This is a genomic window from Agrobacterium sp. ES01 (assembly GCF_050320885.1).
In the GTDB taxonomy this organism is placed as follows: domain Bacteria; phylum Pseudomonadota; class Alphaproteobacteria; order Rhizobiales; family Rhizobiaceae; genus Allorhizobium.
On the sequence record NZ_JBNQTH010000005.1, the window covers coordinates 41367 to 66444 of the forward strand.

Here is a 25078-nt window from a genome sequence, read left to right on the forward strand (position 1 = left end):
GTCGTTGTAAGTTTCACCGTATCGCCTTGCGCCCGCCGGCCAGCAGGATCACGGCGATGATGATCAGTCCGGTCAGGATCAGGCGAACGCCGGCTCCAAACCCGTAGGTGTTGAGCATCGAGACCACCAGGAACATGAAGAGCGATGCGCCCCAGATACCGGGTATGTTGGAGTTACCGCCAGCCACTGCCGTTCCCCCGATGACGACAACGGCAATCGACATCAGCAGATATTCTGCACCCATGTTGAGCGCCGCACCACCGGAAAAGCTTGCCAGCAGATAACCGCTGATAGACGCCAGCACCGCGCAGGCGATATAGGTGACGAGCCGTGCGCCATCGACGGGAATGCCGGTCATGCGGGCGGCAAACATGCTTTGCCCGATTGCGGAGATCCAGCGGCCATAAATGCTTTTTTCCAGCATGACCCAGGCCGCGATGGACACCACAAGCGCCACCAGGGCAACATTGGGGATACCGAACAGGCTGGATGTCGTGAAGTCTGCCAGCATCTGCGGCGGCTTGATGCGTAGACCACGATTGGACCAAATCGCCGTCGATTGAATAATAAAGCTCATCGACAGCGTGGCAATGATGGGTGGTATGCGCAAAAGCTTGATCAGTGCGTAATTGCAAAGACCGACCACAAAGCCAACGCCGAGGGACGCCAGCAGACCGGCGATAATCATGCCGTCTGCACCATTCATCAGCTTCAGCGCGAGCGTGCCCGAAAGCGTCATGGTGGCTGGAACGGATAGATCGATATTGCCAGGCCCGAGCGTGATGACGAACATCTGTCCGACGCCGACGATCACTGAAAATGCAGCAAAGGTGAGCGCCGCGTGAGAAAGGCTCAAGGAACTCGCGCCGCCGGTGAAGAGCACCGTGATGATCCAGATGATCAACGTGGCGGCAAAGGACCAGATCCACGTTTTGGACGAGAGGATGCGAAGCGCGCTCATCGGCCCTTCTCCCGCTTTTCAAGTCGATTGAGGAAGAGACGCAAGGCCAGTACAAGGATCAGGATTGCGCCCTGCGCGCCGATCTGCCAGTCCGGCGAAATGCGCATGAAGGACAGGAAGGAGCCGGCCAATGTCAGCGTCAATGCGCCGATCACGGCACCGATGGGCGAGACACGTCCGCCGACAAACTCGCCTCCGCCCAGAATGACGCCCGCAATCGACAGCAATGTGTAGCGAAGTGCGATATTGGCATCTGCAGCCGTGGTCAGTCCGACCAAAGCGATACCCGACAGGATGGCAAAGAAGCCGGCCAGCGCATAGGCACCGGCACGAAGCCCGATCACGGACCAGCCGGCCCGCTCGACCGAGCGGAAGTTGCCGCCGACACCGCGGATCAGCACGCCGAAGGATGACCGCATCACAACGAAATGGGTCACCAGAGCGATCACGACACTGGCAATAATCGCCATCGGAACGAAAGGCGGTTTCGAGGTCATGAGCCAGCGCGCCCACTCAGGGGCTGCACCGCCCGGTGATGGCAGCAGCAACACAGCAAGGCCGCCCCACACAAAGCTCATACCGAGCGTGACGACAATGGACGGCAAGTCGCGGACGAAGATCACCACACCCATGATTGCGTAGATAGCAATGGCGCCGACAAGGATCAGAATACCGAGCGTCGGCGAAGACTGGAGATATGTTGCGGCCACACAGGCAGCAAAGCTGACAAAGGCACCCATAGAAAGATCGAGATCATTGACCGACATGATCAGCATCTGCGCGATGGTCGCGAGTGCAATCGGCACGGCGAGATTGAAGAGCAGATTGAGCCCGATATAACTCATGGCACGCGGCTGCATATAAAAGACGGCTGCCAGAAGAACGGCAAGCGACAGTGCCGGGATCAGAAGCCTGACGGTGCTGGAAGACAGTTTCATGCGGCATCACTCCCGCTGAAGGATGAGGCAAGAACATTGGTTTCCGAGATCTCCTCGCCAACCAGTTCGGCGGCAATAGCGCCATCGCGAAACACATAGACGCGGTCGCACAGGCAGATCTCATCCATTTCCGTCGAATACCATATGAATGTACGGCCGGCAGCGGCTTCGGCCCGCAGGATGGCATAGACCTCTTGCTTGGTGCCCACATCGACACCTCGCATCGGATCGTCCATCAGGACAATGCTCGCGGTTGTTGCCAGAGCGCGTGCAAACAGAACTTTCTGCTGGTTCCCGCCCGATAGAGAGAGAATACGGTTTCCCATATCCGGGGTACGGATCTCTATGCGTTTTTTCCAACGTTCTCCGAGTTCACCTTCCTGGCCATGATCGATCAGTCCCCGGCTTGAGAGGCCTCCGAGCGAGCCGATGCTCAAGTTCTTGAGGATGCTCCAGAGCGGAAATGTGCCGTTGAGGCTGCGATCTCCTGCCACGAAAGCAATACCATGGCCTTTGGATGGCAGCCAATTGCCGTTATAGGCGAGATAGAGATCCAGCAGAGCTTCGGTCTGTCCGTGCCCTCCCAGACCTGCAAATCCGATGATTTCACCGCGATGTGCCTCAAAGGCGAGACCGTCGCCCTGGCGCGGTGGCATGGAGAGAGCCGGCGCTCCACTTCTGTCGATATCCGCCCTTTGCCAGTCCTGCTCGTGCACAACGCTGCCCATGGTTTCAACGAGGGTGCGGCTGGTAAATTCGGAGGCGGGACGGTCGGTGACCACCTTACCGTCCTTCATCACGACAATTCGGTCAGAGGTGGTGAGTATCTCGCCAAGGATATGAGAGATCAGCAAGACTGAGCCGCCCTGGCTGACAAAGCGCCTGATATAAGCCATCAACTGTGCAGCGAGCCCCGCATCGAGCGAAGAGGTTGGTTCGTCGAGGATCACCAGCTTTGGTCGCGCGCTCGCGCCGGCAAAGCTGATGGCGATTTCCACCATCTGCCGCTCGGCAATGGACAGATCTTCAACCGTGTTTCCACAATCGATGCCGTGGCCCGGAAAGATCTCGCCCAGCTTTGTTTCAATGAGGGAAAGCGCCTTTGAGCGCCAGTTCCAGCCGGTCAGGTCGCTATGCATGACCCGTGCGTTTTCGGCGACGGAAAGATTGGGGCAGAGCGACAGTTCCTGAAAGACACACCGAATGCCGTTCGCACGTGCTGTGGCAATGTTATGCGTGCCGCTTTTGCCACCGAAGGTCACGGACCCTTCATGCGGAGCCAGACCGCCATTGATGACATTGACGATCGTTGATTTGCCGGCACCGTTGTGACCGACCAGACCAACGCATTCGCCGGCCACGATGACGAGATCGGCGCCGTCCAGTGCCTTGACTGCGCCGAAGGCCATCTTGACGCCGCGTGCGGCCACGACCTCTTGTTTTCCTGTCAGTTCACTCATGAAGGATCATCATCGACATTTCTGGTGGGGGCGAGATTGGAATCCGGGGCGCCATCCTCAAAGAGGCGTGGCGTCCCGGTCGGGAGGTGTGGGCTTATTTCGCCGCGTCGATGACCTTTTGGGTGTCTTCGAGCGTGTAATCCACATTCGCCACGCCACCCTTCTGGGTGTTGGCGAGATTTTCCTCAAGATTGTCCTGATCGATACGCAGGAATGGAACGGTGAGGTCCTTCTTCACATCCTTGCCATCGAGGATTTGCTGGGCAACCCAGAAGGCGAGCGTCGAAACGCCGGGGGCAATCGAAACCGACATGGTCTCATAGCCATTGGCGTCCTTCTGCTCTTTCCACCAACGCAGTTCGTCGTCGCGGTTGCCGAGAACGATCGTGGGGGTTGGCCGATCAGCGGCGGCAAAGGCCTGTGCTGCGCCATAACCATCACCGCCCTGGGTCACAACGCCTGCGATCTCTGGAAGGCTCGGCAGAATGCCAGCAACGGCACGCTGGGCAACATCCTGCGCCCAGTCACCATTGACCGAGCCGGCAATCTTGAACTGCGGGTACTTCTTCACACCCGCTTCGATACCCGCATGGATCTCGTCGTCAACCGAGACACCGGCAAGCCCGCGAATTTCCAGGAGATTACCGCCGTCGGGGATCTTCTTTGCGAGATAGTCAAGCTGGCTTTCACCCATGGCCTTGAAGTCCACCGCAATGCGCCAGGCGCAAGGTTCGGTGACGATGCCGTCGAAAGACACAACGATAATGCCCGCATCGCAGGCTTCCTTGACGGCACCGTTCAATGCTGTCGGCGAAGCCGCGTCGATAACGATCGCATCATAGCCCTGCAGGATCATGTTCTGGATCTGGGCAGCCTGCTCGGTCGCCTGATTTTCTGCGGTGGTGTATGGGTCGGCTGCGGCGACAACGCCGTCGGCGACTGCTTTCTTGGTAATTGTATCCCAGCTCGTCAGCATAGCCTGGCGCCAGGAATTACCAGCATAATTATTGGACAGAGCAATCTTCTTGCCGGAGGTGTCCGCAAGGGCTGTGACAGGCCCGGCGATGCACGCGACAGCAACAGATGCGATCAGCATCTTAGAAATAGTCATGATTTCCTCCCTAAAGCTCCCAAGAGATGCTTCCCCGATTCCGCTCCTCAACGGTTCATCCGGAGATGCTCATTCAACGAGCGTCTTGTGCTCGATTGCGAAAGGATGGAGAAGAAAACTGGGATTGTATAGGCGCATTCAAGCAACCGGTTTGCGGTCTTGCGCGCAAAATATGCGGGTTCCCGCAAGACAGTATCGAAAATGAAGCGCTTAATTGCGCAATGAAGGACTGGGAGGAGGTCCGCTCGTGCTCAATCCGGAACAGAATACACTTTTCGATCACTATCTCGGTATTTCGCGACTGCTGGCCGGCCAACTCGAGTTCCACTCGATCATTCAGGCCGTTGCAGCCGAGATCAGCCATATCATTCCGCATGACCACCTCGATGTTTGCATCAAGAGGGTGGATGGCAAGTACCACAATGCCTATGAAAGCGGTCCGGAAAGCGCCTGGAGCCTGCAGCCGCCTGCGCTTCTGTCGGGAAGTCCTATCCGTACGGTATTGACGGGTGAGGTCGATTATCTACTTACCGACAATGCCTGCACCGATCCAAGATTTCACTTCGACGGCGCCTTTTCGAGCCCGATCATTGAACTGGGCCTGAAAAGTCGCCTTCATGTGCCGCTGAAGGTGCAAGGCGATATCATCGGGGCCTTGAGCTGTTCCAGCTTCCAGTCCGCTCTTTATACCATGGAAGATATTTCGCGAGCGCGTTCGATTGCCGATCTGCTTGCGCCCTATTTTTTCGCGTTGCGGGCAGCCGAGCAAGCCAAGCAATCTGCCATCGTCGAAGCGCAGGCCAGGGCGCGTGAAGAGGGACTGAGACTCGGCGCGCTCAAGCTGACCGAAGCACTGGAGGCCGAACGCCAGCGGATCGGTATGGACCTTCACGATCAGACGCTTGCCGATCTTACAAGGCTTGCGCGCCGAATGGAGCGACTGGCCTCCCAGCCAGAAGTGCCCGGGGAGACATTGGAGCCGCTTTTCCGTACGTTGCAGCATTGCATGCACGATCTGAGACAAATCATCGAAGAGGCAAAGCCATCGGTCTTGCAGCTCTTCGGTCTCGCTGAAGCCATCGAAAATCATCTCGAACGCTCGATCGGGGAGAGCGGTCAGGCGATCACCTGGCGGCTCATCAACGAGAGCAGCGCTCAAATAGAAGGCCTGGATCAGCCTGTGACAATCGCGATCTTCCGCGTCGTTCAGGAAGCGGTCAATAATGCCATCCGTCACGGACAGCCGCAGACCATTACCGTAAAGTGCCGCAGTGAAAACGAACGTCTGATCTTTCAAGTAATCGACGACGGTGTCGGGATCGCCAATCCGAATGAACTCACAAGCCATGGCATCGACAATATGAAAACCAGAGCGCGTCTGATCTCTGCAAGTTTCGAGATCGGATGCCATCCGAAGGGCGGTGGCACAGTCGTGAGTATAACGCTGCCGCAAATCAAAATGAAAGTTCAGGAGATCTGATGATGGATGTATTGATCGTCGAAGACGACCCATTGCACCGCTCCTATCTCAACGAGGCAGTGCGTGCAGCCCTTCCCGAATGCTCAACAGTTCTCGAAGCTGAGAATGGTCGAGGGGGTGAAGTTCAGGCCCGCCAGTCGCGCTCCGTCAATGTCGTGATGGATCTGCAGATGAGCGAGAGAAACGGCATCGAGGCGGCGCGCACCATCTGGCGGGAGAGGCCTGACACCAAGATCCTGTTCTGGTCCAACTATGCCGACGAAGCCTATGTGCGCGGTGTGTCGCGTATCGTTCCGGAAGGCGCGACCTATGGCTATGTGCTGAAATCGACTTCGGATGAGCGGTTGCGGCTTGCGCTGAGAAGCGTCTTCATTGAATCCCAATGCGTTATCGACAGGGAAGTTCGCGGCATACAACAAAAGAGCCTGGGCAATGCCCATGGTTTAAGTGATGCCGAATACGAGATTCTCGTCGATCTGGCGCTGGGTCTCACAGACAAGGCGATAGCTCAGCGCAAGAAACTGTCGCTACGCAGTGTGCAGAACCGCCTGCAAACCCTTTATGAAAAGCTCGACGTCTATCAGCCATCAACCGAACAGACCAGCGGGTGGTACAATCTGCGCATGCGTGCGGTGACAATTGCTCTTCTGAGCAAGGTGTTGAATGCAAGTGCCCTTGAACGTGCAGAACGCGAGCTACGCGACAGTCTCAAGGATTGAGTGTCACCTTAGGGGCATCGGTGTTGACGCTGTTAGGACAGAGCGTGGATGCGCAGTGACGACAGGAGCGTCTGTTTTGACGTTGTCAGGTGATGGCGCGCGGCCTTCATCGCCGCGTCTTCACTTCGTGTCTTCAAAGCCTCTATCAAATCCAGATGCTCGCCGATGGCCGCCAGATTGCGCTCTCGCTCGTCCTTCTTGTCCCACTGGTAGTGGTAATGGAATATCAGAGTGATGACCTTCTGAAATTCGGTCACGAAGCGGTTCTTGACCACGCTTCCGATGGCGGTGTGGAACTGCTCGTCGAGCACCGAAAAGTCGTGATACCGGTCATCTATTTCTTCAGCGAGCTTTCGGTGCGCGACCTCCAGTTCAGCCAGTCGCGACCATATCTCGTGCTCATCCGGCAAAGCGAGCAAATGGGAGATCGCATTCAGCTCCATCATCATGCGAAAATCGGACAGTTCCACCGCGTAGTCACGGGTAAAGCCGACCAGCTCCCAGCCGCCTTTGGCTCGCCTGCGCACGAGCCCCATTCGACTGAGGGAGGCTAGAAATTCCTGCAGACCATAGGCCGGAACGCCAAATTTGCGGGCGAGTTCCGTGACGTTCAGCGACGTTTGCGGTGGCACGTCGAAGCGCAGGATCCAGTTGAGAAATTGATGCTCCAATTCCTCGGGTGAAATTTGCTGGAATTTGACCTCCAGCCTGTCTGTCGCTTTCGCTTCGCGCAGCAAAGATTTCGACCGCCCGTCCCAATTGAGAATGCCTTCGCTTTGTAGCCTTTCGAGCGCCGCTCGAACGACGGTACGGCTGACGTCGAGATGAGCAGCAAGCGTGAGTTCCGCAGGCAGCTGATCGCCCACACTCAGGTCATCGCAGTAATCGAGGAGCTGATTATAGGCTCCGCGAAAGCGCTCATCCGTCCTCGCCATCCCGCCTTATCTCCATGAGATTCAATATTGGTATATTTATCATATTGTCGAGAATGATTAAAAACAATTGACAAGACAAGCCCGTCATTTCACGTTGCACTTAATTATTTTGCACCGTGTGGGAGGAGCCATATGTCGGTCGCAACGGATGAGACCCACACGCACGGCGCGCTGGGCAAGTTCAACGCTGACACGTTTCATCAGATTTCGGCACTGGCCACACTGGCATTGCTGATCGGAATCTTTGCGTTTGGAAATGCAGCCTTTCTGTCGGTCAATAATGGCCTGACGATCCTTCTGCAAACCTCGGTCATCGGGCTGATCAGTATTGGTATGACCATCGTGATTATCACCGGAGGGATCGATCTGAGCGTAGGCTCAGTGCTGGCCTTGTCGGGAACGGCTGCCGGCCTACTGGTCAAACTCGGCGTACCGGTGCCCCTTGCCATGCTCGCGGCCGTCGGAGTTGGCGCGCTGTGCGGGTTGATCAATGGCGTGGTAATTACGAAAATGAGGATCACGCCTTTCGTGGCCACACTCGGCATGATGATGATCGCGCGTGGAGCGGCATTGCAATTGACTGGCGCTGCACCGATTTCCCAGCTCGGCGAAGCCTTTGGTGTACTGGGCAACGGCGCCCTGTTCCGCGAAGTTGAAAAACTGCCGAACGGGCTGTCAAAGGTCATTTTCCCGGGCATACCCTATCCGGCAATTCTTCTTCTGATCATTGCCATCGGCGCTGGCATTCTTCTGCGCCGACGGGCACTCGGCCGGCATATTTACGCGACCGGGTCGAACGAAGAGGCAGCACTCCTGTCCGGGGTGAATGTCGATCGCACCAAGATTGCCGCCTATGTCATTTCCGGTGCTCTTGCCGGCCTTGCCGGCAATGTCCTGATGTCACGTCTCGTCACGGCCCAGCCGAATGAGGGCGTGATGTATGAACTTAACGCCATCGCTTCGGCGGTCATCGGTGGCACGTCCCTCATGGGTGGTGTCGGAGCCATCTCGGGCACCATGATCGGTGCCTTTATCATCGGGGTCTTACGCAACGGGCTCAACATGTCCGGCGTATCGGCCTTCATCCAACAGATCATCATCGGCTTTGTCGTCATCTTGGCTGTCTTTATCGACCAAATGCGCAACCGGAGGTGAGGCTTAGGCCATCTGTCGTCGTGTCTTAAAGGGAGGAAACCATGAAGACCATTATTACAGCATTGCTTGCAGCAACTGCCATTTCGGCGATTCCAGTCACATCGGCCTTTGCCGGCGAGATTGCCGTTATCGTCAAGACAACCAACTCGAATTTCTGGCAGAACGTCAACAAGGGGGCAACGGCGGCTTTGGAGGGCCAGTCCGATTTCACCATGACCTTTGACGGTCCAGCCGCCGAGTCAGACATCGCTGATGAAGTGAACATGGTCGACAACGCCGTCAATCGTGGCGTTGCCGGCATCGTTCTCGCGCCCTCGGATCCGGACGCACTTGTCCCCGCCGTCAAGCGCGCCAACGAGGCGGGCATTCCCGTCACCATTATCGACTCAGCGCTGTCTGACGCGGGCAACGGCACGTATCAGGCCATGCTTTCGACGGACAATTGCGCCGCCGGCAAACTGGCCGCCGACGAAATGATCAAATTGACCGGTGGTGAAGGCAAAGTCGCGATCATGTCCTATGTGGCAGGCGTTGGGTCGGAAATCGGTCGCGTCGGCTGCTTTACCGATCAGATCAAGGCCGGTTCAAAGCTCGAAATCGTCGGGCCATATTACTCGAAGTCGCAGATGGCGATGGCGCTTGACCAGACCACCGACGTGCTCGCTGCCAATCCCGATCTCAAGGGCATTTTCGGTGCCAACGAACCGACGGCCGTGGGAATGGGGCGTGCTCTGAAGCAGGCAGGCAAGGCGGGTCAGGTTGCGGCCATCGGCTTTGACGGCAATGCCGACCTCCAAGACTTCGTCAAGGACGGTACGCTGAACGCCATTCTGGTTCAGGGATCCTTCCAGATGGGTGAAAAGGGCGTGAAGGCGATCATGGAACTGGCAGCAGGAAAGAGCGTCGACGCACAGATCGACACGGGTGTCGTCCTCGTGACCAAGGACAACATCGACACTGATGAGGCCAAGAACGTCCTCTACTAAAAACGAGCGATGGGGCGGTCGAAGGTGATCGCCCCAACTTTTTGACTTTTCAGAAACAGACCGGGACAAGACGATGAAGCCGCTGGTTGAGATGATCGATATTGAAAAGCATTTTGGCGGCATTCATGCCGTCAACGGCGTTTCCCTCACTCTTTACCCTGGCGAAGTTGTGGGTGTCCTCGGCCACAACGGTGCCGGAAAATCCTGCCTCATGCGCATGTTATCAGGCGCCATGAAACCCAGCAAAGGCAGGATCAGCGTTAGCGGAAAAGAGGCCGAATTCGCCTCGCCACAGGATGCACGCACCTTTGGCATTGAAACAATCTACCAGACGCTGGCGCTTGCCGATCACCTCGATGCGCCAGCAAACCTCTTCCTCGGTCGCGAGTTGAAGACCCGATGGGGCAATCTGGATGACAAACGTATGCTCTCCGAGGCACAAAAGGTGCTCGCGCGTCTCAATCCTAACTTTCGCAATCTTGGTGAAGCTGTGTCGCGCCTGTCTGGTGGGCAGCGCCAGGTGATTGCCATTGCGCGCGCCCTTTATTTCAATGCCAAGATCCTGATCATGGACGAACCGACAGCGGCGCTCGGCCCGTCGGAATCGGCGATGGTCGCAGATCTGATCCGTCAGCTCCGCGACGAAGGAATCGGCATCTTTCTGGTCAGCCACGACATGCATGACGTATTCGATCTTTGCGACCGGGTTGTGGTGATGAACCGCGGTCACCAGGTAGGCGCTCATCGCATAGACGAAGTCACCAAGGACGACATTCTCAGTTTGATCATCAAGGGCGAATTACCAGTGGACTGGACGCCCCGCAACGCAGGACAAGTGCAATGAACCGTCACCAGGAAGTGAGCAACCGCGGCGCAACGATGCTGTGCGGTACCTGTGTGGAACCTGGGCGTTTCGAACTGCGTGAAGCCGCCATTCCACAGGAGGCACCTGACGGCTGGGCGCTGGTCGACATCTGCGCTGTCGGCATCTGCGGTACGGATTATCATATCTTCGAGGGCAAGCATCCTTATCTCGCTTATCCCCGTGTTATCGGCCACGAACTGGGAGGCCGTCTGGTCTCTGATGCGGCGGGCATGTCAGCAGGCGATATCGTCGTGATCAATCCCTATATTTCATGCGGGACTTGCCGTGCCTGCCTGCGCGGCAAGCCGAATTGCTGCATGAAGATCGAAGTGCTTGGCGTCCACCGCGACGGCGGCATGTGCGCACGCATCGCAGTGCCTGAGACCAATCTTTATTCTGCGCAAGGCCTGACTGACGTTCAGGCGGCGATGGTCGAGTTCCTGGCGATTGGTGCGCATGCTGTGTCGCGTTCAGGCATTACAGAAGGAGACAGAGTTCTCATCACGGGTACGGGGCCGATCGGCATTGGCACCGCACTTTTCGCTCGTCTGGCTGGCGCGCAAATTCATCTTCTCGACCTGAGCAAGGAACGCCTGCAACTGGTGGCCAGCAAATTCGGCTTTGATCGGCTGCATGATGATCCAGCCAGTCTGCTTGAAGGCGATCTCGCAGACGGCTTCGATCTCATCTTTGATGCCACTGGCACAGCGCGCGCCATAGAGGCAGGTTTTCCGCTTCTGGCACACGGGGCAACTTACGTCCTCGTCTCGGTGGTCAAGGACGACATCAGCTTCAACGATGCCGAGTTTCACAAGCGCGAGGCTCGCATCATCGGCAGTAGAAACGCGCTCAAGGGTGACTTCGAACACGTAATGGCAGCGATCCGCAGCGGCCAGATCGACACTGACAAGCTTTTGTCAACCGAACTTCCAATCTCTGATCTGCCTGATCGCTTCTCGGCGCTCGCCTCCGACCGCAGCGGGCTTATCAAAGCGATCGTCCGGCCATAGCGTCGGATATAGTTGGGATCTCAGGTTAAGATCACCGTGACATCTATAAGCAGACAAGGATCTGCTGTTGATGACACATAGGTTGCGAACTCGGCGCAATATTCCGGTCGAGAAGATGAGATCGGGTGGTTACAGACCTTAAAGTTGAACAGTTGATACGCCTTTTTGAGTAACTCTCGCCAAATGCGACAACTATCAAGAACGCCGACAAGTCCATAGTGTTCAAATTGAAATTGAGATTGGCTGGCCTGCAGCCGATGGGGCGTAGCCACGTATAAATATGCGGTGAATTCGCTTTGTCGGGCTGTGACATTGCCGAATGCTTCCAAGGAGATTTTTAGGTCATAGACGGACTTCGGATCACAGATTGTAGCGGAGAGCGTCACGCATGATCGAGCTGGGTTCATATTCGCAATTATGAAAGGCAGGCCGATGATATGAATTTGCTTTTTGTGGTCAATGGTCGCTACGTCACGCAAAACATAACGCGTGTTCAACGGTATGCGCGCAACATCGTCAATGCGATTGACCAGTTTGACGACGCAATTGGATCAACGGTTCTACTTCCAAAATCGGTCGGCGACGCTGGTTTTCGGCGACTTAGAATAAATGAAACCGGAGTGCTCAACGGCTACGCTGGGGAGTTGATCGAACTCCCGTTTGCGACAAAGGGGCAGAGACTCTTGAATCTTTGCAACGTGGTGCCGACTCGCAAAAGTGAGCGGGTTGTCTGCATCCACGACGCCAATGTCTTGTCGGCGCCCGAGAGCTATCGTCGCGGTTTTCCTACTGTATATGATAGCCTTCATCCGTCGTTGGTTCGTCGGGCCACCGAGGTTGCAACGAGTTCCCGAGCCGCTCGCAAGCTTGCGCGATATCTGCCGATTTCCTTCTGCCAGATCGCCGTTTTGCGAAACGGTTATGAGCATGCGCTGTATTGGAACCCGACAAATCCGTCATTGACTGAGGAATTTGGACGACCAGTTGTAAAGGTAACGGCGCGGGGCTGCCCTGTCATATCCTCAGACTGTATAGGCATGCCCGAAATTTGCGGCGATGCCGCACTGATGGCGGTACCATTCGCTCCCCCAGCAATCGGTCAATCACGTCCGGGCGATGGCGCAATCAGGGGAGATGCGTGCCGAACTGATCAAGAGCAGTTCGCATTCGATGAATGAAGGACAATGGGGTTCCACAGCCCGACTGCATTTAAAAAGTGTGGCTGGCAGTGGAGCCGGTAATTTTATCAATGCGCATCATGATGGGGAGATCGCGATGACGGGACTGAATAGGGATGGCGGCGCTTGCGATATGCCGCGCCGCGTCGTCGTGATCAGCGACCTCTCAGAGGCGCGGGACGGCCCTTCTGTCATCGCTCTCAAGAACGCAAAGGCCTTGGCTGAAAGTGGTGTCGCAGTCGCCTATTTCTGCGGTGACTCCGGTCAAAACCAAGACTTGATCGATATGGGAATTGAAATCCACCCTATTGGCGATAGCGACCTACGCAGCACTTCCATCGCCAATGCCGCTGTCAGAGGGCTTTACAATGCGGCGGCGGCCCGAAAACTCAAATCGCTCATCAAGAACCACGACACACCAGAGACGCTCTACCACGTCCACAACTGGTCCAAGATTCTATCCCCTTCGATCTTTTCGGTTTTACGGCTTGTGATGGAACGGGTGATCTTGAGCGCTCACGATTATTTTCTCGCTTGTCCCAATGGCGGTTACTTTAATTTTCGGAAAGGTGTGCCCTGCACATTGGTTCCTCATTCCGCTTCGTGCATCTTCTCTGACTGTGATCGCCGCTCCCGCGCCGAGAAAGTCTGGCGGATTTTCAGGGATCTCGAGCGACGATTGTTTATGGACTTGTCCCGATCACCGGGCACCGTTCTGGCCGTACATGAAGGAATGGTTGGTCTGCTTACGCGTGGTGGCATTTCGAAGGATTCGATCAAGGTTTTGAGGAATGTCGTAGAGCCTTGGTCGGATGAACGGGTTGAGGCTGAAACAAACAGCGAGTTCGTGTTCGTTGGCCGGCTCGAGCATGACAAGGGGGTGCTCCTGCTTGCCGAGGCAGCAAGGAACGCCAATGTTCCCGTGACATTCGTTGGCGACGGTGCACTGGCAGGCGAGATTTCTGCAATCTATCCCGGTGCCAGGCTGGTCGGTTTTAAAGATCGTCAGGGATTGAAACAGGTGGCCAGCAAGGCGCGATGCCTTGTCGTTCCAACCCGCTCGCGCGAAACCTTTTCCCTGGTTGCCTATGAGGCCATTACTTCCGGTATCCCAGTGGTGATCAGCGATTTTGCGGCGACGCGGGATGATATTCTGGCCGAAGAGGTTGGTATTGCCTGCAATCCCTATGATACCGCTGCATTGACGCAAGCCCTAACCAATCTGGCCGTCGACGATGCTAAAATAGCGAAAATGAGCTTGAGCGGCTTTCAAGGGCGCGACGGAATGTTTCTGTCTCAGGAGAAGTGGCGACAACAGCTGTTCGATCTGTATCGGGTGCAGATGCGGGAAGCGAATGCGGGCGGGCACCCGCTTGCACGATGAGTCCAAAAAGTACTTTCAAAGATATGAGTATCCAGCCGAAGGCTCGAAGGTACGGCAACAACGGGTTGGGGCGCTAGCTGCGAGTGTTCAGAAGATTGTTCATTTGGCAAGACGGCGTTCCCATAGGAAACTGACCGTGTTTCTAAAGGCGTATGTTCTTTTTGACCATTTTCAAAGCAAGAGCTTCGCTTCCGTCCGGAGAGCCCGCAAGTTTCCATAGGGCAAGATCCGAGGCGGTGAATATGAGAATGGCGACACCGCAGGTCCAGCAGAGATGGACAAATGTGTACAGGGCACTGTCGTGGATGCCGAATAAATTTGATGCGGCGTAGAGGAAGATAGCCATCGGTATCATGGCAACCATTGGACGCAACAGGTTTTGCAGTTGAGCCAGTATGGTGAGTCGCGTCAGCTCTTTCACCAGTATTAATGTGATGAAAAACCCCAATACTGCCGAGATTGCGTGGCCGATCAACATACCCTGCAATTGCATCGTCATGGTCAGAGCGATAATCAGTGGCACCTTCACGCAGAATTCAATCGCGAGCTTTGCGAAGGCTATCCTCGTACGGTTCAGGGCCATAGCAAGGGCCGGTAGCAGAACTGTCGGCGCATAGCCGATGAAGGCGGCGAAGGCCAACCAGGTGAGCAGGGGGGCACTTTCATTCCAATTGGGACCGAGAACAAGATGAATAATCGGGTGTGCCAGCATTGCCATCAATAAAAAGATAGTGCCCACGACCGAGAATACGCCACTTGAGGCCTTCAGATAGACCTTGCCAAGGTTTCCCCCTTGACGTGCAACGATGAACGCCGAAAACAGCGGCGGTGTAATCGGTTGAATGATGGCTTGGGCGGGAACGGAGATCAAGTTGTCAGCCCATGTGAATTGACCGAATGTGGCGGTATCGACGAAATGCGGTAGCACTACCTTGTCAGCTTGCCAATTGATCGCCGCGAAGATCTGCCGTGCTGCATACCAGCCCAACATATCAGCGAACAGGTGCCATTGGGAGAGAGTGAAGCGAATGCGTTGCGGCGCGACAACATAAGACGCAAGCATGGCAATGGCCGTGGTTGAAATCTTGCCAACGGCAATAGCCCAGTAACTTCCGGTAGCAATAGCCAGTGCCGAAGCGATCACCAAAGAACCAATCTTGGCCATAACTTCAAGAGCCACATCGCGCCGGAAGTCCAAAGCGCGCGCATATTCCGTCAGCCTTTGACTAACCAGGCCACGCATCGCCGGAGCCAATGACAGCGCACACTGAAGCGCAATCAGTCGTGGTTCATCATACAGCAGTGACAGAGGCCAAGATAAAGCGCAAAGCGTAGCGACAATTGCGACAGCGCGCAGCAACCCAATTGAGAAGGCCGTATCGTACATAGCCTCGGAGGGCACGGGGTAATTCAGCAGTGCCGCCGACAGGGGCATTTCGGAAAATGTTTCAACGATCAGAACCGCTGTCATCGCCATAGCAACGACCCCGAACTCTTCCGGACCCAGAAAACGCGCAAGGATAAGAAGCGAGATTAAGTCCAACCCCTTCGTGAAGAACCTTCCTCCCGTCGTCCACATCGCTGCTCTGACAGTCCGTTCCGAGAGTGTTGGAGTTCTGTCACTGCTCACAAAAATACCTGACATCCCTGCTGACAGCAGATTTTTTATACTCGTTTCATTACATATACCTCGCTTATTGACTTAAGCTCAGTTCAAAATTCGGGAACTATTGGAAGGGTAAGCGTCGGCCCGCAACCTTGGCATGAATCCGCTCCGCAACGCTAGCGGGCCAGCGATCGGAGTTTGCAGAATGATGCAAAGTGCTTGTTGTCTGCCTCTCTAGAATTGGTACCTACGGTCCCTCACAAATCGGTGCGCGGTCTGTCCGGGATTGTCCCACTTCGACGCCATAGGCGCGGAAGCCTTGGTCATCGATCTGGATGATTCGGTAGCAAGGGTGGCCGCCTGTCCACCAGGGGGCAGGTTCCTCCAGATCGGTTACAAATCGGTGTCCTGTTGCCTGGCCGGAGCTGTAGGCGATGCCTTCTGCAGTGGTGCCTGTGAGCGGGACATGGATGTGACCGAAGACGATATGCCTGACGCCGCCTTGGTGCTTGATCAGGCGTTCCATGATTGCACCTTCGTCGTGCATTCCTATGCGGTCGAAATGGGCGATACCCGGATCGATCGGCGGATGGTGGATGAAGATGGTCACAGGCTTTTTGCCAGCGCCTTCAAGTGCAGCATCCAACCATTCCAGGCGGTCGGCACCGTAGATGCCACCAATGACATTTTCCTCGTGACTGTCGAGAAACAGGAGCCTGCCAAACTCGGTGTCGAGGAAGGACTGGATATAGCCCTTGTCGTCGCGGGGATGCTGCGGAAATGCGGCGATAAATTGCGGTCTCTTGTCGTGATTGCCCAAAATCAAACGGATTTCAAAAGCAATCGGAGTCAGAATATCCGCCAAAAGCTGATAGGCCTCGGGATCCCCGTAATTGCACAAGTCGCCGGTTACAACGAGCAGGTCGGCATCGGCATGTTTTTCGAGAATGTCAGTCACTGCCGCACGCAGTTGCATCTCTGGGTCGACGCCGTTCACCACGATACCGGGCGGCATAAGGTGCGTGTCTGTCAGCTGGATAATCTTCATTTACAGTCTCTCTCAGCATAAGGCAGCTGCGGAGCCGAAGCACCGCAGCTGTTGTCTGCACAAGCGCCGATTATTTCATCAGAGCGTTGGTCTGCTCGACCATCTGCTTGAGCCCTTCTTCAGGCGTCACTTCGCCGCGCATGACGGTCCCGATGATGTCGCGCTGGGTGCGCCAGATGCGGACGCTGTCGCCACCTGGATATCCAGCCCAAGGAAGCGAGCGATCGGCCTGGAGGGAGGCCGTCTTCACATTCGGATGGTCGACATAATAGGCCTCAAGATAGTCGGGGCCGGTCGCAAGCTTGTTGGTCGGCAGGTAGCCGGTAATGCGAACGATCACATTCTGTGCTTCTGGTCCTGTGATCCACTTCAGGTACTTCCAGGCAGCATCCTGCTTGGCCTTGTCCTGGGTCAGGATGACAGCCGAGTTTCCACCTGTCGGTACGCCACCCTTTTCCGCATTGTCGAGCGGGAAGGTTGCTGTCTTCAGCGTGAAGCGGTCACCCACCAGACCTTCTATGGTTTGAACGTGAGCAGGCGTCGAGAAAATAAAGCCGGTCAGACCAGCGCCGAATTGCTGGCGTGACTGATCCCAGTCGAGCAGGGTCTGGCCACCGTCGGTTACAAATTGACGGGTAAGCTTCAAAGCATTCAAGCCGATTTCGTTATCAAAGGCGACGGTCTTGGTGGCATCGTCCACGAGCTTGCCGCCCTGTTCGAATACCAGCGCCTGCCACAGCCAGTCGTCAGGCCAGCCATTGATGTCATAGCCCATGCCGGCGATCTTCGGATCGAGCGCATGGATCTTGCTCGCGAGTTCAATCAGGCCAGCAAAGGTCTTGGGCATGTTGTCCGGATCGCCGCCAGCCTTCGTCACCAGATCAGCATTGACATACATGATAGGGGAAGACGCGTTGACCGGCAGGCCGTATTGCTTGCCGTCGATCTGGCCAAGGGCGGCCATCTTCGGGCTGTAGTTCTTGTCGATAAAGGCCTGTCCACCTTCCGCTTCGATGAAGGGCGCGAGGTCGGTAATCTGTTGACGGGGTTGCAGAGTGTGAACCAGTTCGGCCGTCAGATTATAGCCAGAGAAATAGACGTCCGGTAGATTGCCGGTAACGGCGGAGCGCAGAACCTGCTGCTGGCCTTCGTTATAGCCGGCTGCCGGTGCCAGGAAGTTGATCTTCACATCAGGATTGTTCTTCATGAACTCATCGGCGAGAGGTTGATGAAATTTCGTGAAGCCCGGAAGGTTGTAAAGGACGTTGAGCGTCACTTCGTCCTGCGCAAAGGCGGGTCGAACGAGGCCGGCGAAGGCAAGACCAATGGCCAGACCGCTCACGGCAGTCCGTCTTGTGATATTCATGTTAGTCTCCAGCAAGGTTTCAGTCAGGGGGAGGAGCGACCGGCGTCATTTGACCCCGGTCATGGTGATGCCCGCGATGAAGTGACGTCGGGCAAAGAGGAAACAGGCCACCATGGGGGTTGTGATAATCGCCGCACCGGCCATCAGTGCGCCGTAATTCGCGCCGGATTCGACATCCGAGAAATACAGCATGCCGAGTGGCGGCGGTGCGAGATTGGTGTCAGATACGACGATCATCGGCCAGTATAGATCGTTCCAGTGAGCGACCAGTGAGAACACGGCAAAGGCTGCGACCGACGGAAGCGATCCGCGCAGCACAAGGCCCCAGCAGATCTCAAGCTCGGAAAACCCGTCCATCCGCGCCGCCTCGATCACTTCGTCGGGATAGCTACGGAAGGACTGGTGGAAAAGGAAGATCGCAAACACCGACAGGAAGAAGGGGGCGATCATGGCGAAATAGGTGTTGAGTAACCCCAGCTTTGCCAGGCCCACAAACAGGGGGAGTGCGAGAGCCTGCATGGGAATGCAAAGTGCTGCGATTACCAGCGTCAGCAGTAGCCGGCGGCCCGGAAACTTCAGCTTCGCCAAGGCATAGGCTGCGGGCACCGCCGTCAATATCTGCACCAAGAGAATGCCCAGGCACACGATGACGCCGTTCAGCATGAACCGACCCATCGGAGCCTGGCTGACCGAATGTCCATAGTTTTCGGCGGCGTCGAATTTCTCCGGAATTGGCCAGAGCGAAACATCGAAGATCTCGGCAGGAGAGCGGATCGACGTCAGCGCCATCCAATAGAATGGCAAGAGCATCACGACAGCGCCGAGCGCCAGTACAAGATGCGGCAGGTATCTGCGAAGTGCTTTCATCAGTAATGCACCTTTCGGTCCATATGCAGTGTTTGCCCGATGGAGAGCACCAGCACGAAAGCCAGGAAAACCAGTGTCAGCGCTGCGGCATAACCGGTGTTGGAATATTCAAAGCCCTCCAGGTATAGGTCGAACAGCAGGGTTTCCGAACCTGAGCGGCCCTTGGTCAGAACGGCCACCGTTTCGAACACCTTGAAGGCGGAGATGGAGGTTGTCACAACCACGAACATCGTCGTTGGTCCGAGCATCGGCCATGTCACGGTGAAAAAGCGGTCTATCGGATTTTTTGCGCCATCAAGCCGGGCTGCCTCCTGCAGGTCCTTTGGGATTGCAGTGAGACCTGCCAGGAAGAGCACCATATTGAAGCCCAGAATCTGCCAGATCCCGATCATCGCCATGGTTGGAATAAGGAGCGTGGGATTAGACAGGAATGCCACAGGTTCAAAGCCGAAAGCCTTGATCGCCGCATTCACAGGTCCCAGCGAAGGATGAAGCAGGAACTGCCAGACCGTGGCCATGGCGACCAAGGTGGCTGTCACCGGCAGGAAGTAGGCCACTTCCCAAAAGGCACGGCTGCGTTTGCGGTTATAAACCAGAAGCGCCACACCGAGCGCCAGAAATACCCCGAACGGTATGACGATGATGGCATAGAGAATGGTGTTTGCAAGCGCGCGCCGAAATACCGGGTCGTTGAAAGCCTTGATGAAATTATCCAGTCCGACGAAGTGGGTCGACAATGCGCCTAGCTGGTAATCTGTCACCGAGAAGCAGGCGAGCACAATCATCGGTATGATGTAGATCGCCAGCAACAGAAGGGTTGCGGGGGCTATGAAAAGAAGCGCACGCCGCATCATACGATGCTCTTTGCCGGCTGAGCTTGACTTCGCTTTCAGGTTTGCACCTGTTTGAAAATCGATCGCAGTCATGCCGCCAGCCACTCACGGATGGAGACATCAAGACGACGTTCATCGGCTGCGAACAAATGCACCCGCTCATGCTTGAAGCCGATGCGTATAATGCCGTCGGCATCGGCGCCGATTGCCTCGTCAGCCGGCTGCCGCATTGTCATGCGCACCGTTTCGTCTTCCAGAAGGTGGCATGTGACGAAGCGGTCAGAGCCATGCGTTTCTGCGTGCAGTATCCGCGCGGCGAGGCCCTTCGCCTGCGGCCCCACATCTTCGGCTCTCAGCCCCAGCGTTGCGGGGCCCGCATTCTGCGCATCCGTCTCAAGTCCGAGATCCTGACCGAAGGCCGAGATCCGTCCCTGTGCGTTGATTTCGACTGGCAACAAATTGATTGAGGGCGTGCCGATAAAGCGTGCAACGGTCAGTGTGGCCGGGCGTTTGTAGAGTTCATCCGGCGTGCCAAGCTGCTCGATGCGCCCGTTCGACATGAGCGCGACCCGGTCGGACATTGTCATCGCTTCGATCTGATCGTGGGTCACGTAGATGAAGGTTGCACCGAGCCGGCGGTGCAGCGCGGTCAGTTCCTCACGCATATGGGCTCGCAGCTTGGCGTCCAGGTTCGAGAGCGGTTCGTCCATCAGGAAGGCTGCAGGCTCACGCACCAGAGCGCGGGCAAGAGCGACGCGTTGACGTTGCCCGCCGGAAAGCTGCGCGGGCTTGCGGTCCAGAAGATGACTGATGTGAAGGGTTTCCGCAGCCTGTTGAACCGCGGCATCAATGGCGTTCAAGGTGTTGCGGGAGGCCAGCAGTCGCCCGAAAAGCGGCAATCTCGCCCAAAACGACAGGCGTCGCATCCTGAGCGGTGTTGCAATATTCTGCCTGACATTCATATGCGGATAAAGCGCATAGGACTGGAACACCATGGCGAGGTTACGATCGCTCGGATCCGTATCGGTCACGTTCTCGTCACCGATCGACACTGTACCGCGGTCTGGCTTCTCGAGTCCGGCTATGATCCGCAACAAGGTGGACTTGCCACAACCCGACATGCCGACCAGGGACAGGAATTCACCTGGCTTTATAAGAAGGTCTATCTCCGTAAGGACCGTTTCGGCGCCGAAGCTCTTTCCAATTCCTGACAGTTCAAGCGATTGACGTGACATAGCGTACTCCTTTGTCGGGGCGCATATGCGGCTTCCACATGACAGGAGAACGACAGTTTAAATACAGTTTGGTGATGGTGTTGTGGTGGGAATGAGATTGGCCACCGGTCGCGCGCTGAGGGCGATGAAAGCTGCCTCTGGTAGCCCTTTAGTGATCAATGGACGGCAACATACGGACCACCGGTTTCATGTCATCGAGTTGAATGGAAGAATGCGAGCGTTTGACATGAAGAGATCCGAACTTCGAGTTTACGATACGCGAAAAAACGATCATAGCTCATCTCGCATTTTTGGGCTTGGTCTTCGCCTTCACATCGCTGAAACATCGCGAGATGCTACACAATGTTGATGCAGGCTTGCCGTGCTTTCTTGCTGGCAGGAATTTGAGCAAGGTATCCTTATGAATGAGATGGTGAGCGCGCGCATGGGGCAAAGCAGCGATGCGGTCGGACCGGACCGAAATCCGATCATCATGACTTTGCTGCTGCCGTCTGTGTTCTACAACGGCGTGCTGGCGATCATCAACAATATGATCATGCCTCTCGGCTTCTCGCATGTTGCCATTGTGGAAATGCTCATTCTGTTGATGTGCGTGATTTATATCATGACACGTGGCATCTTCAGCCAGGATCTTCCGGTCTTGATTTTTCTGGGCTTCAATGTCCTTGTCGCCGCCTATGTCATGGTCGCCAATGGAGCCGTTTTCGTCGAGTATCTCAGAAGCATGGTGATCATTTCCATCTTCTCGATGATGGGAACGTGGGCCAACCGACGTACGATCATCCTGACTTTCAGGGTTGCCTGCATTGTCGTTCTCGCGGTCTTGTTGATCGAGATCGTCGATACCAAACTTTATGAAAATATCTTCAATCCCGCATCCTATTTCGAGAATACGAGAGGCCTCGAGCAGATTTCGTTTGGCGGGTCCAAGCTGTTCCAGAATGCCCAGAAAATACCGGGCCGGTTCACATTCGGTATCAGCGATCACCGGACGTCTTCGGTATTCCTGGAGCAGGTCTCGCTCGCCAATTTTTCCGGCGTCCTGATCGTATACCTCATGGCGATGTTCACCGAACTCAGGAAGTGGGAGCGTTTCCTTTTCATCTTCGCGATTGTCGCGATCGTCACTACCAATGATTCCAGAACCATGCTGATATTCTCGGCGCTCTGCTTGCTTGGCTACTTCATTTTCCCGAAACTGAATACCTCGTTGACCGCCCTGATCATGCCGGCGATTATTATCGCCGGGATACTGGTGTTCTTTCTATTCCCGGATGCATCCGGTGACACGATCAACGGCCGCGTCGTCTTGACGATCAAGACACTCGAAAAAATCAGTTTCAACTCGCTGATGGGGCTCGATGTCGCCATCGTCGCTGGACTGGCCGATAGCGGCTACGCCTATGTGGTGAACGCTGGCACGATCTTCGGACTTATCGTTCTCTGGCTATTCATATCCTTCTATCCCGCTGGCAGAACTGCCCCGCAAAGACGCGCTGCATATTCACTTTCTATTTTCTTTTTTATGAACATGATGATTGGCGGAAACGCGGTGTTTTCCATCAAGGTCGCCGCATTGATGTGGTTCTTGATAGGCTACATGAAAGTTTCCGAGGTGGGGAAATTTGGTGAGTTCCAGCCCGACAACGGCTATATCACCGACCCTGTTGGCCAGCGGAAATCCCGGATAGCGGTGCAATCTCGATAAGCGCACGTTGCTGGAGCAATTGGGACAGGAGACCCGCAGTCGTGCTCGTTCAGCTTCAATATTTACGGGCGATTGCCGCACTGTTGGTCGTTTACTTCCATGCGATACTTCAGCTTCGTGTCATGGATCCTTCGGCGCCTTTGGGCGCAGCCTTGTTTGGCCAAAGTGGCGTTGACGTCTTCTTTGTACTGAGCGGGTTCGTCATGTGGATTACGACCCATGGCAAGCCGGTCACCACGCTTGAGTTTTACGGCAAGCGTATCAGGCGAATTGTGCCGCTCTATTGGGCCGTGACCATTGCTGCTGCATTGGTGGCATTAGCACTTCCGCAGATCCTGAAGTCGACGGTCTTTGATCTTCCGCACATCGCTGCGTCACTCGCTTTCCTCCCTTGGGTCAATCCTGCAGATCCTGAAGGCAAAATGATCATGCCGCTGATTGTGCCGGGCTGGACGCTGAATTATGAAATGTATTTCTATTTCCTGTTTGGAGCGCTTTTGCTCTTCAAGCAGTCGTTACGGCTCGTTCTGCTCGTAGCCCTGCTTGCAGCGATTGTTACGCTATGTTTGCTGTCGCCCGTGCAAAACACAGCGACAATCTTTTACGGTAACCTGATTGTTTTCGAATTTGCGGCAGGGGCGGTCATCGGACATTTCTACTTGGCGCGGTATCGCATCGGCACGGGTACGGCAGTTGCGCTGACCATTGTCTCGACAGCCGCGCTGTTGCTATTTGATTTTCTGGAACTGTCTTATGATCGCCTTTTGACCATTGGTGTGCCGGCCATCATTATCGTCTTTGCCATGACGTCGATCGATTTCGCGAAATATCGTGAGCTTAGGGTGCTGCGTTTTCTGGGAGATGCGTCCTACAGTATTTATCTGACCCACATCTTCGTGCTGGCCGGTTGCCGGATGGCCTATAGCCACCTACCCGGCGGTCTTTTCCATGACGAATATTTCCTGGTGATCTCAATGATCCTCCTCTCCTGCGTCATTGGAGAGCTGGTTCATCTGTTCTTCGAACTGCCAGTCGAGCGATACTTGAGCGGTCGGACACCAAAGAGATCAGCACGCCTCACTGTTCCCAGTAACAGCGCCAAGCTTGACCATCCGACCGGCTCTTGAGGAAAGACGAATGAAAACACCCATATTCATCATTCTGGCATGTTACCTGAGCATTCAAGGGGCTGCTCTGGCCGCAGGGGACGACGATCGGCTTTGCTTTCGCGGCGTCAATCTCTCAGGCGCCGAATATGGTGATGTGAATGGAATTGAAGGTACCAATTTTTTCTATCCGACGCCGGCGACGACAACCTATTTTGCCAAAAAGGGTTTCGATACGATCAGGCTTCCGTTCAGATGGGAGCGCCTGCAGCCGACGCTCGGAAGTGATCTTGATGTCCTGGAACTGCAAAGACTGACATCCTCCGTCAAGGGTCTCCGGGCGCAAGGTTTCAGGGTCATCCTGGATCCGCACAATTTCGGCTATTACGGAGATCTCCGTATTGGCTCAAAAGAACTGCCCGCGCGTCAGTTGGCCGATTTCTGGATCAGACTTGCGGTCAATTTTGCTGACGACCACGGCGTGATCTTTGGTCTCATGAACGAACCTTATGATATCGGTGCAAAAGATTGGCTGGATGCAGCAAACGGAGCCATCCAGGGCATCCGGCGGGTCAATGCTCATAACCTTATTCTGGTGCCTGGGACACATTGGAGCGGTGCTTCGAGTTGGACCGAAGATTTTGGTCAGGGATCCAATAGCGACGTCATCAAAGGTGTCTTGGACCCGGACAACAATTTCGCAATTGAATTTCATCAATATCTCGATGTCGATTCATCCGGGACCCATGAAGAGTGTTCAAACAGCGAAGGTGCTGAACAGGCCATCAAGAATGCGACGGTCTGGCTCAAAGAGAACGGCTTCAGAGGCATGATTGGCGAAATTGGCGTTTCGTCCGCACCGGAATGCACACAGGCATTGTCGCGCATCGTTGACCACCTTCGCGCAAATGCCGACACATGGCTCGGTTTTACCTATTGGGCTGCGGGCGATTGGTGGCCGCCAAGCGAACCGCTGAATATTCAACCACAAGGCGATGGCGACAAACCGCAGTTGACAGCACTGGTTGATTCGATGGGCAAACACCGCCCGGATGGGCCGGATTGCCCAGGGCATTGATCCCAGCCTGCGACCGTGAATGCATAGTTTATTAACCATAAGATTATAG

At 55.5% G+C, this 25078-nt stretch carries 22 protein-coding genes; 11 read left to right on the plus strand and 11 right to left on the minus strand.

Annotated elements, in window-relative coordinates; all coding sequences use genetic code 11:
• Positions 1-13 precede the first annotated feature (13 nt).
• The 4 genes from ACQQ2Q_RS15535 to ACQQ2Q_RS15550 all read right to left on the minus strand — a co-directional run bounded on the left by ACQQ2Q_RS15535 (position 14) and on the right by ACQQ2Q_RS15550 (position 4470).
• The gene (locus tag ACQQ2Q_RS15535) at positions 14-961 is read right to left on the minus strand and encodes an ABC transporter permease (protein WP_428188024.1); all 948 of its coding nucleotides are present in this window, start codon (positions 959-961) and stop codon (positions 14-16) included.
• Positions 958-1899 (minus strand): ABC transporter permease, encoded by a 942-nt coding sequence (locus tag ACQQ2Q_RS15540; protein ID WP_428188025.1) that lies wholly within the window; start codon positions 1897-1899, stop codon positions 958-960. Before ACQQ2Q_RS15540 ends, ACQQ2Q_RS15535 begins: the two co-directional genes overlap by 4 nt.
• Entirely contained in the window at positions 1896-3359 is a 1464-nt protein-coding gene (locus tag ACQQ2Q_RS15545; RefSeq protein WP_428188026.1) for a sugar ABC transporter ATP-binding protein, read from the minus strand. The genes ACQQ2Q_RS15540 and ACQQ2Q_RS15545 overlap by 4 nt, the downstream gene beginning before the upstream one ends.
• A 94-nt stretch (positions 3360-3453) precedes the next feature.
• Positions 3454-4470, minus strand: coding sequence for an ABC transporter substrate-binding protein (locus tag ACQQ2Q_RS15550; RefSeq protein ID WP_428188027.1), 1017 nt, complete (start codon positions 4468-4470; stop codon positions 3454-3456).
• 247 nt (positions 4471-4717) lie between these two features.
• Here ACQQ2Q_RS15550 and ACQQ2Q_RS15555 point away from each other — a divergent pair, with 247 nt between their 5' ends.
• Complete coding sequence (locus ACQQ2Q_RS15555; protein ID WP_428188028.1) at positions 4718-5950, plus strand: GAF domain-containing sensor histidine kinase; 1233 nt, start codon at positions 4718-4720, stop codon at positions 5948-5950.
• 2 nt (positions 5951-5952) lie between these two features.
• Entirely contained in the window at positions 5953-6669 is a 717-nt protein-coding gene (locus ACQQ2Q_RS15560) for a response regulator (protein WP_428188301.1), read from the plus strand.
• A 32-nt stretch (positions 6670-6701) separates the two neighbouring features.
• On the opposite strand, the gene ACQQ2Q_RS15565 is transcribed toward ACQQ2Q_RS15560, so the two are convergent.
• Entirely contained in the window at positions 6702-7604 is a 903-nt protein-coding gene (locus ACQQ2Q_RS15565; RefSeq protein ID WP_428188029.1) for a GntR family transcriptional regulator, read from the minus strand.
• A gap of 132 nt (positions 7605-7736) precedes the next feature.
• On the opposite strand from ACQQ2Q_RS15565, the gene ACQQ2Q_RS15570 reads away from it, so the two are divergent.
• The 6 genes from ACQQ2Q_RS15570 to ACQQ2Q_RS15595 all read left to right on the plus strand — a co-directional run bounded on the left by ACQQ2Q_RS15570 (position 7737) and on the right by ACQQ2Q_RS15595 (position 14182).
• Positions 7737-8759, plus strand: a complete 1023-nt coding sequence (locus tag ACQQ2Q_RS15570) for an ABC transporter permease (protein WP_428188030.1) — start codon at positions 7737-7739, stop codon at positions 8757-8759.
• 41 nt (positions 8760-8800) lie between these two features.
• Positions 8801-9745, plus strand: a complete 945-nt coding sequence (locus ACQQ2Q_RS15575; protein ID WP_428188031.1) for an ABC transporter substrate-binding protein — start codon at positions 8801-8803, stop codon at positions 9743-9745.
• A 73-nt stretch (positions 9746-9818) separates the two neighbouring features.
• On the plus strand, positions 9819-10589 hold the full coding sequence (locus ACQQ2Q_RS15580) for an ATP-binding cassette domain-containing protein (RefSeq protein ID WP_428188032.1): 771 nt from the start codon (positions 9819-9821) through the stop codon (positions 10587-10589).
• Complete coding sequence (locus tag ACQQ2Q_RS15585) at positions 10586-11620, plus strand: zinc-binding alcohol dehydrogenase family protein (protein WP_428188033.1); 1035 nt, start codon at positions 10586-10588, stop codon at positions 11618-11620. The genes ACQQ2Q_RS15580 and ACQQ2Q_RS15585 overlap by 4 nt, the downstream gene beginning before the upstream one ends.
• A gap of 437 nt (positions 11621-12057) precedes the next feature.
• Positions 12058-12798 carry a hypothetical protein gene (locus ACQQ2Q_RS15590; RefSeq protein WP_428188034.1) on the plus strand — a complete coding sequence of 247 codons (741 nt, stop codon included), beginning with the start codon at positions 12058-12060 and terminating at the stop codon, positions 12796-12798.
• The gene (locus ACQQ2Q_RS15595; RefSeq protein WP_428188035.1) at positions 12755-14182 is read left to right on the plus strand and encodes a glycosyltransferase family 4 protein; all 1428 of its coding nucleotides are present in this window, start codon (positions 12755-12757) and stop codon (positions 14180-14182) included. The genes ACQQ2Q_RS15590 and ACQQ2Q_RS15595 overlap by 44 nt, the downstream gene beginning before the upstream one ends.
• Before the next feature lie 142 nt (positions 14183-14324).
• On the opposite strand, the gene ACQQ2Q_RS15600 is transcribed toward ACQQ2Q_RS15595, so the two are convergent.
• The 6 genes from ACQQ2Q_RS15600 to ACQQ2Q_RS15625 form a co-directional block, all read right to left on the minus strand.
• Positions 14325-15827 (minus strand): oligosaccharide flippase family protein, encoded by a 1503-nt coding sequence (locus tag ACQQ2Q_RS15600; RefSeq protein ID WP_428188036.1) that lies wholly within the window; start codon positions 15825-15827, stop codon positions 14325-14327.
• A gap of 208 nt (positions 15828-16035) precedes the next feature.
• Positions 16036-16836, minus strand: a complete 801-nt coding sequence (locus ACQQ2Q_RS15605; protein WP_428188037.1) for a phosphodiesterase — start codon at positions 16834-16836, stop codon at positions 16036-16038.
• A gap of 70 nt (positions 16837-16906) precedes the next feature.
• Complete coding sequence (locus tag ACQQ2Q_RS15610) at positions 16907-18202, minus strand: ABC transporter substrate-binding protein (protein ID WP_428188038.1); 1296 nt, start codon at positions 18200-18202, stop codon at positions 16907-16909.
• Positions 18203-18247: 45 nt separating this feature from the next.
• The gene (locus ACQQ2Q_RS15615) at positions 18248-19069 is read right to left on the minus strand and encodes a carbohydrate ABC transporter permease (RefSeq protein WP_428188039.1); all 822 of its coding nucleotides are present in this window, start codon (positions 19067-19069) and stop codon (positions 18248-18250) included.
• Positions 19069-19995, minus strand: coding sequence for a carbohydrate ABC transporter permease (locus tag ACQQ2Q_RS15620; RefSeq protein ID WP_428188040.1), 927 nt, complete (start codon positions 19993-19995; stop codon positions 19069-19071). The genes ACQQ2Q_RS15615 and ACQQ2Q_RS15620 overlap by 1 nt, the downstream gene beginning before the upstream one ends.
• A complete protein-coding gene (locus ACQQ2Q_RS15625; protein ID WP_428188041.1) occupies positions 19992-21137 on the minus strand; it encodes an ABC transporter ATP-binding protein in 1146 nt (381 codons plus the stop codon). The genes ACQQ2Q_RS15620 and ACQQ2Q_RS15625 overlap by 4 nt, the downstream gene beginning before the upstream one ends.
• Before the next feature lie 400 nt (positions 21138-21537).
• Here ACQQ2Q_RS15625 and ACQQ2Q_RS15630 point away from each other — a divergent pair, with 400 nt between their 5' ends.
• Genes ACQQ2Q_RS15630 through ACQQ2Q_RS15640 form a run of 3 tightly spaced genes read left to right on the plus strand, consistent with a single transcriptional unit; the run spans position 21538 to position 25029 of the window.
• Complete coding sequence (locus ACQQ2Q_RS15630; protein WP_428188042.1) at positions 21538-22845, plus strand: hypothetical protein; 1308 nt, start codon at positions 21538-21540, stop codon at positions 22843-22845.
• Positions 22846-22886: 41 nt separating this feature from the next.
• A complete protein-coding gene (locus ACQQ2Q_RS15635; RefSeq protein WP_428188043.1) occupies positions 22887-23972 on the plus strand; it encodes an acyltransferase family protein in 1086 nt (361 codons plus the stop codon).
• Between the two features lie 10 nt (positions 23973-23982).
• A complete protein-coding gene (locus ACQQ2Q_RS15640; protein ID WP_428188044.1) occupies positions 23983-25029 on the plus strand; it encodes a glycoside hydrolase family 5 protein in 1047 nt (348 codons plus the stop codon).
• Positions 25030-25078: the final 49 nt, after the last annotated feature.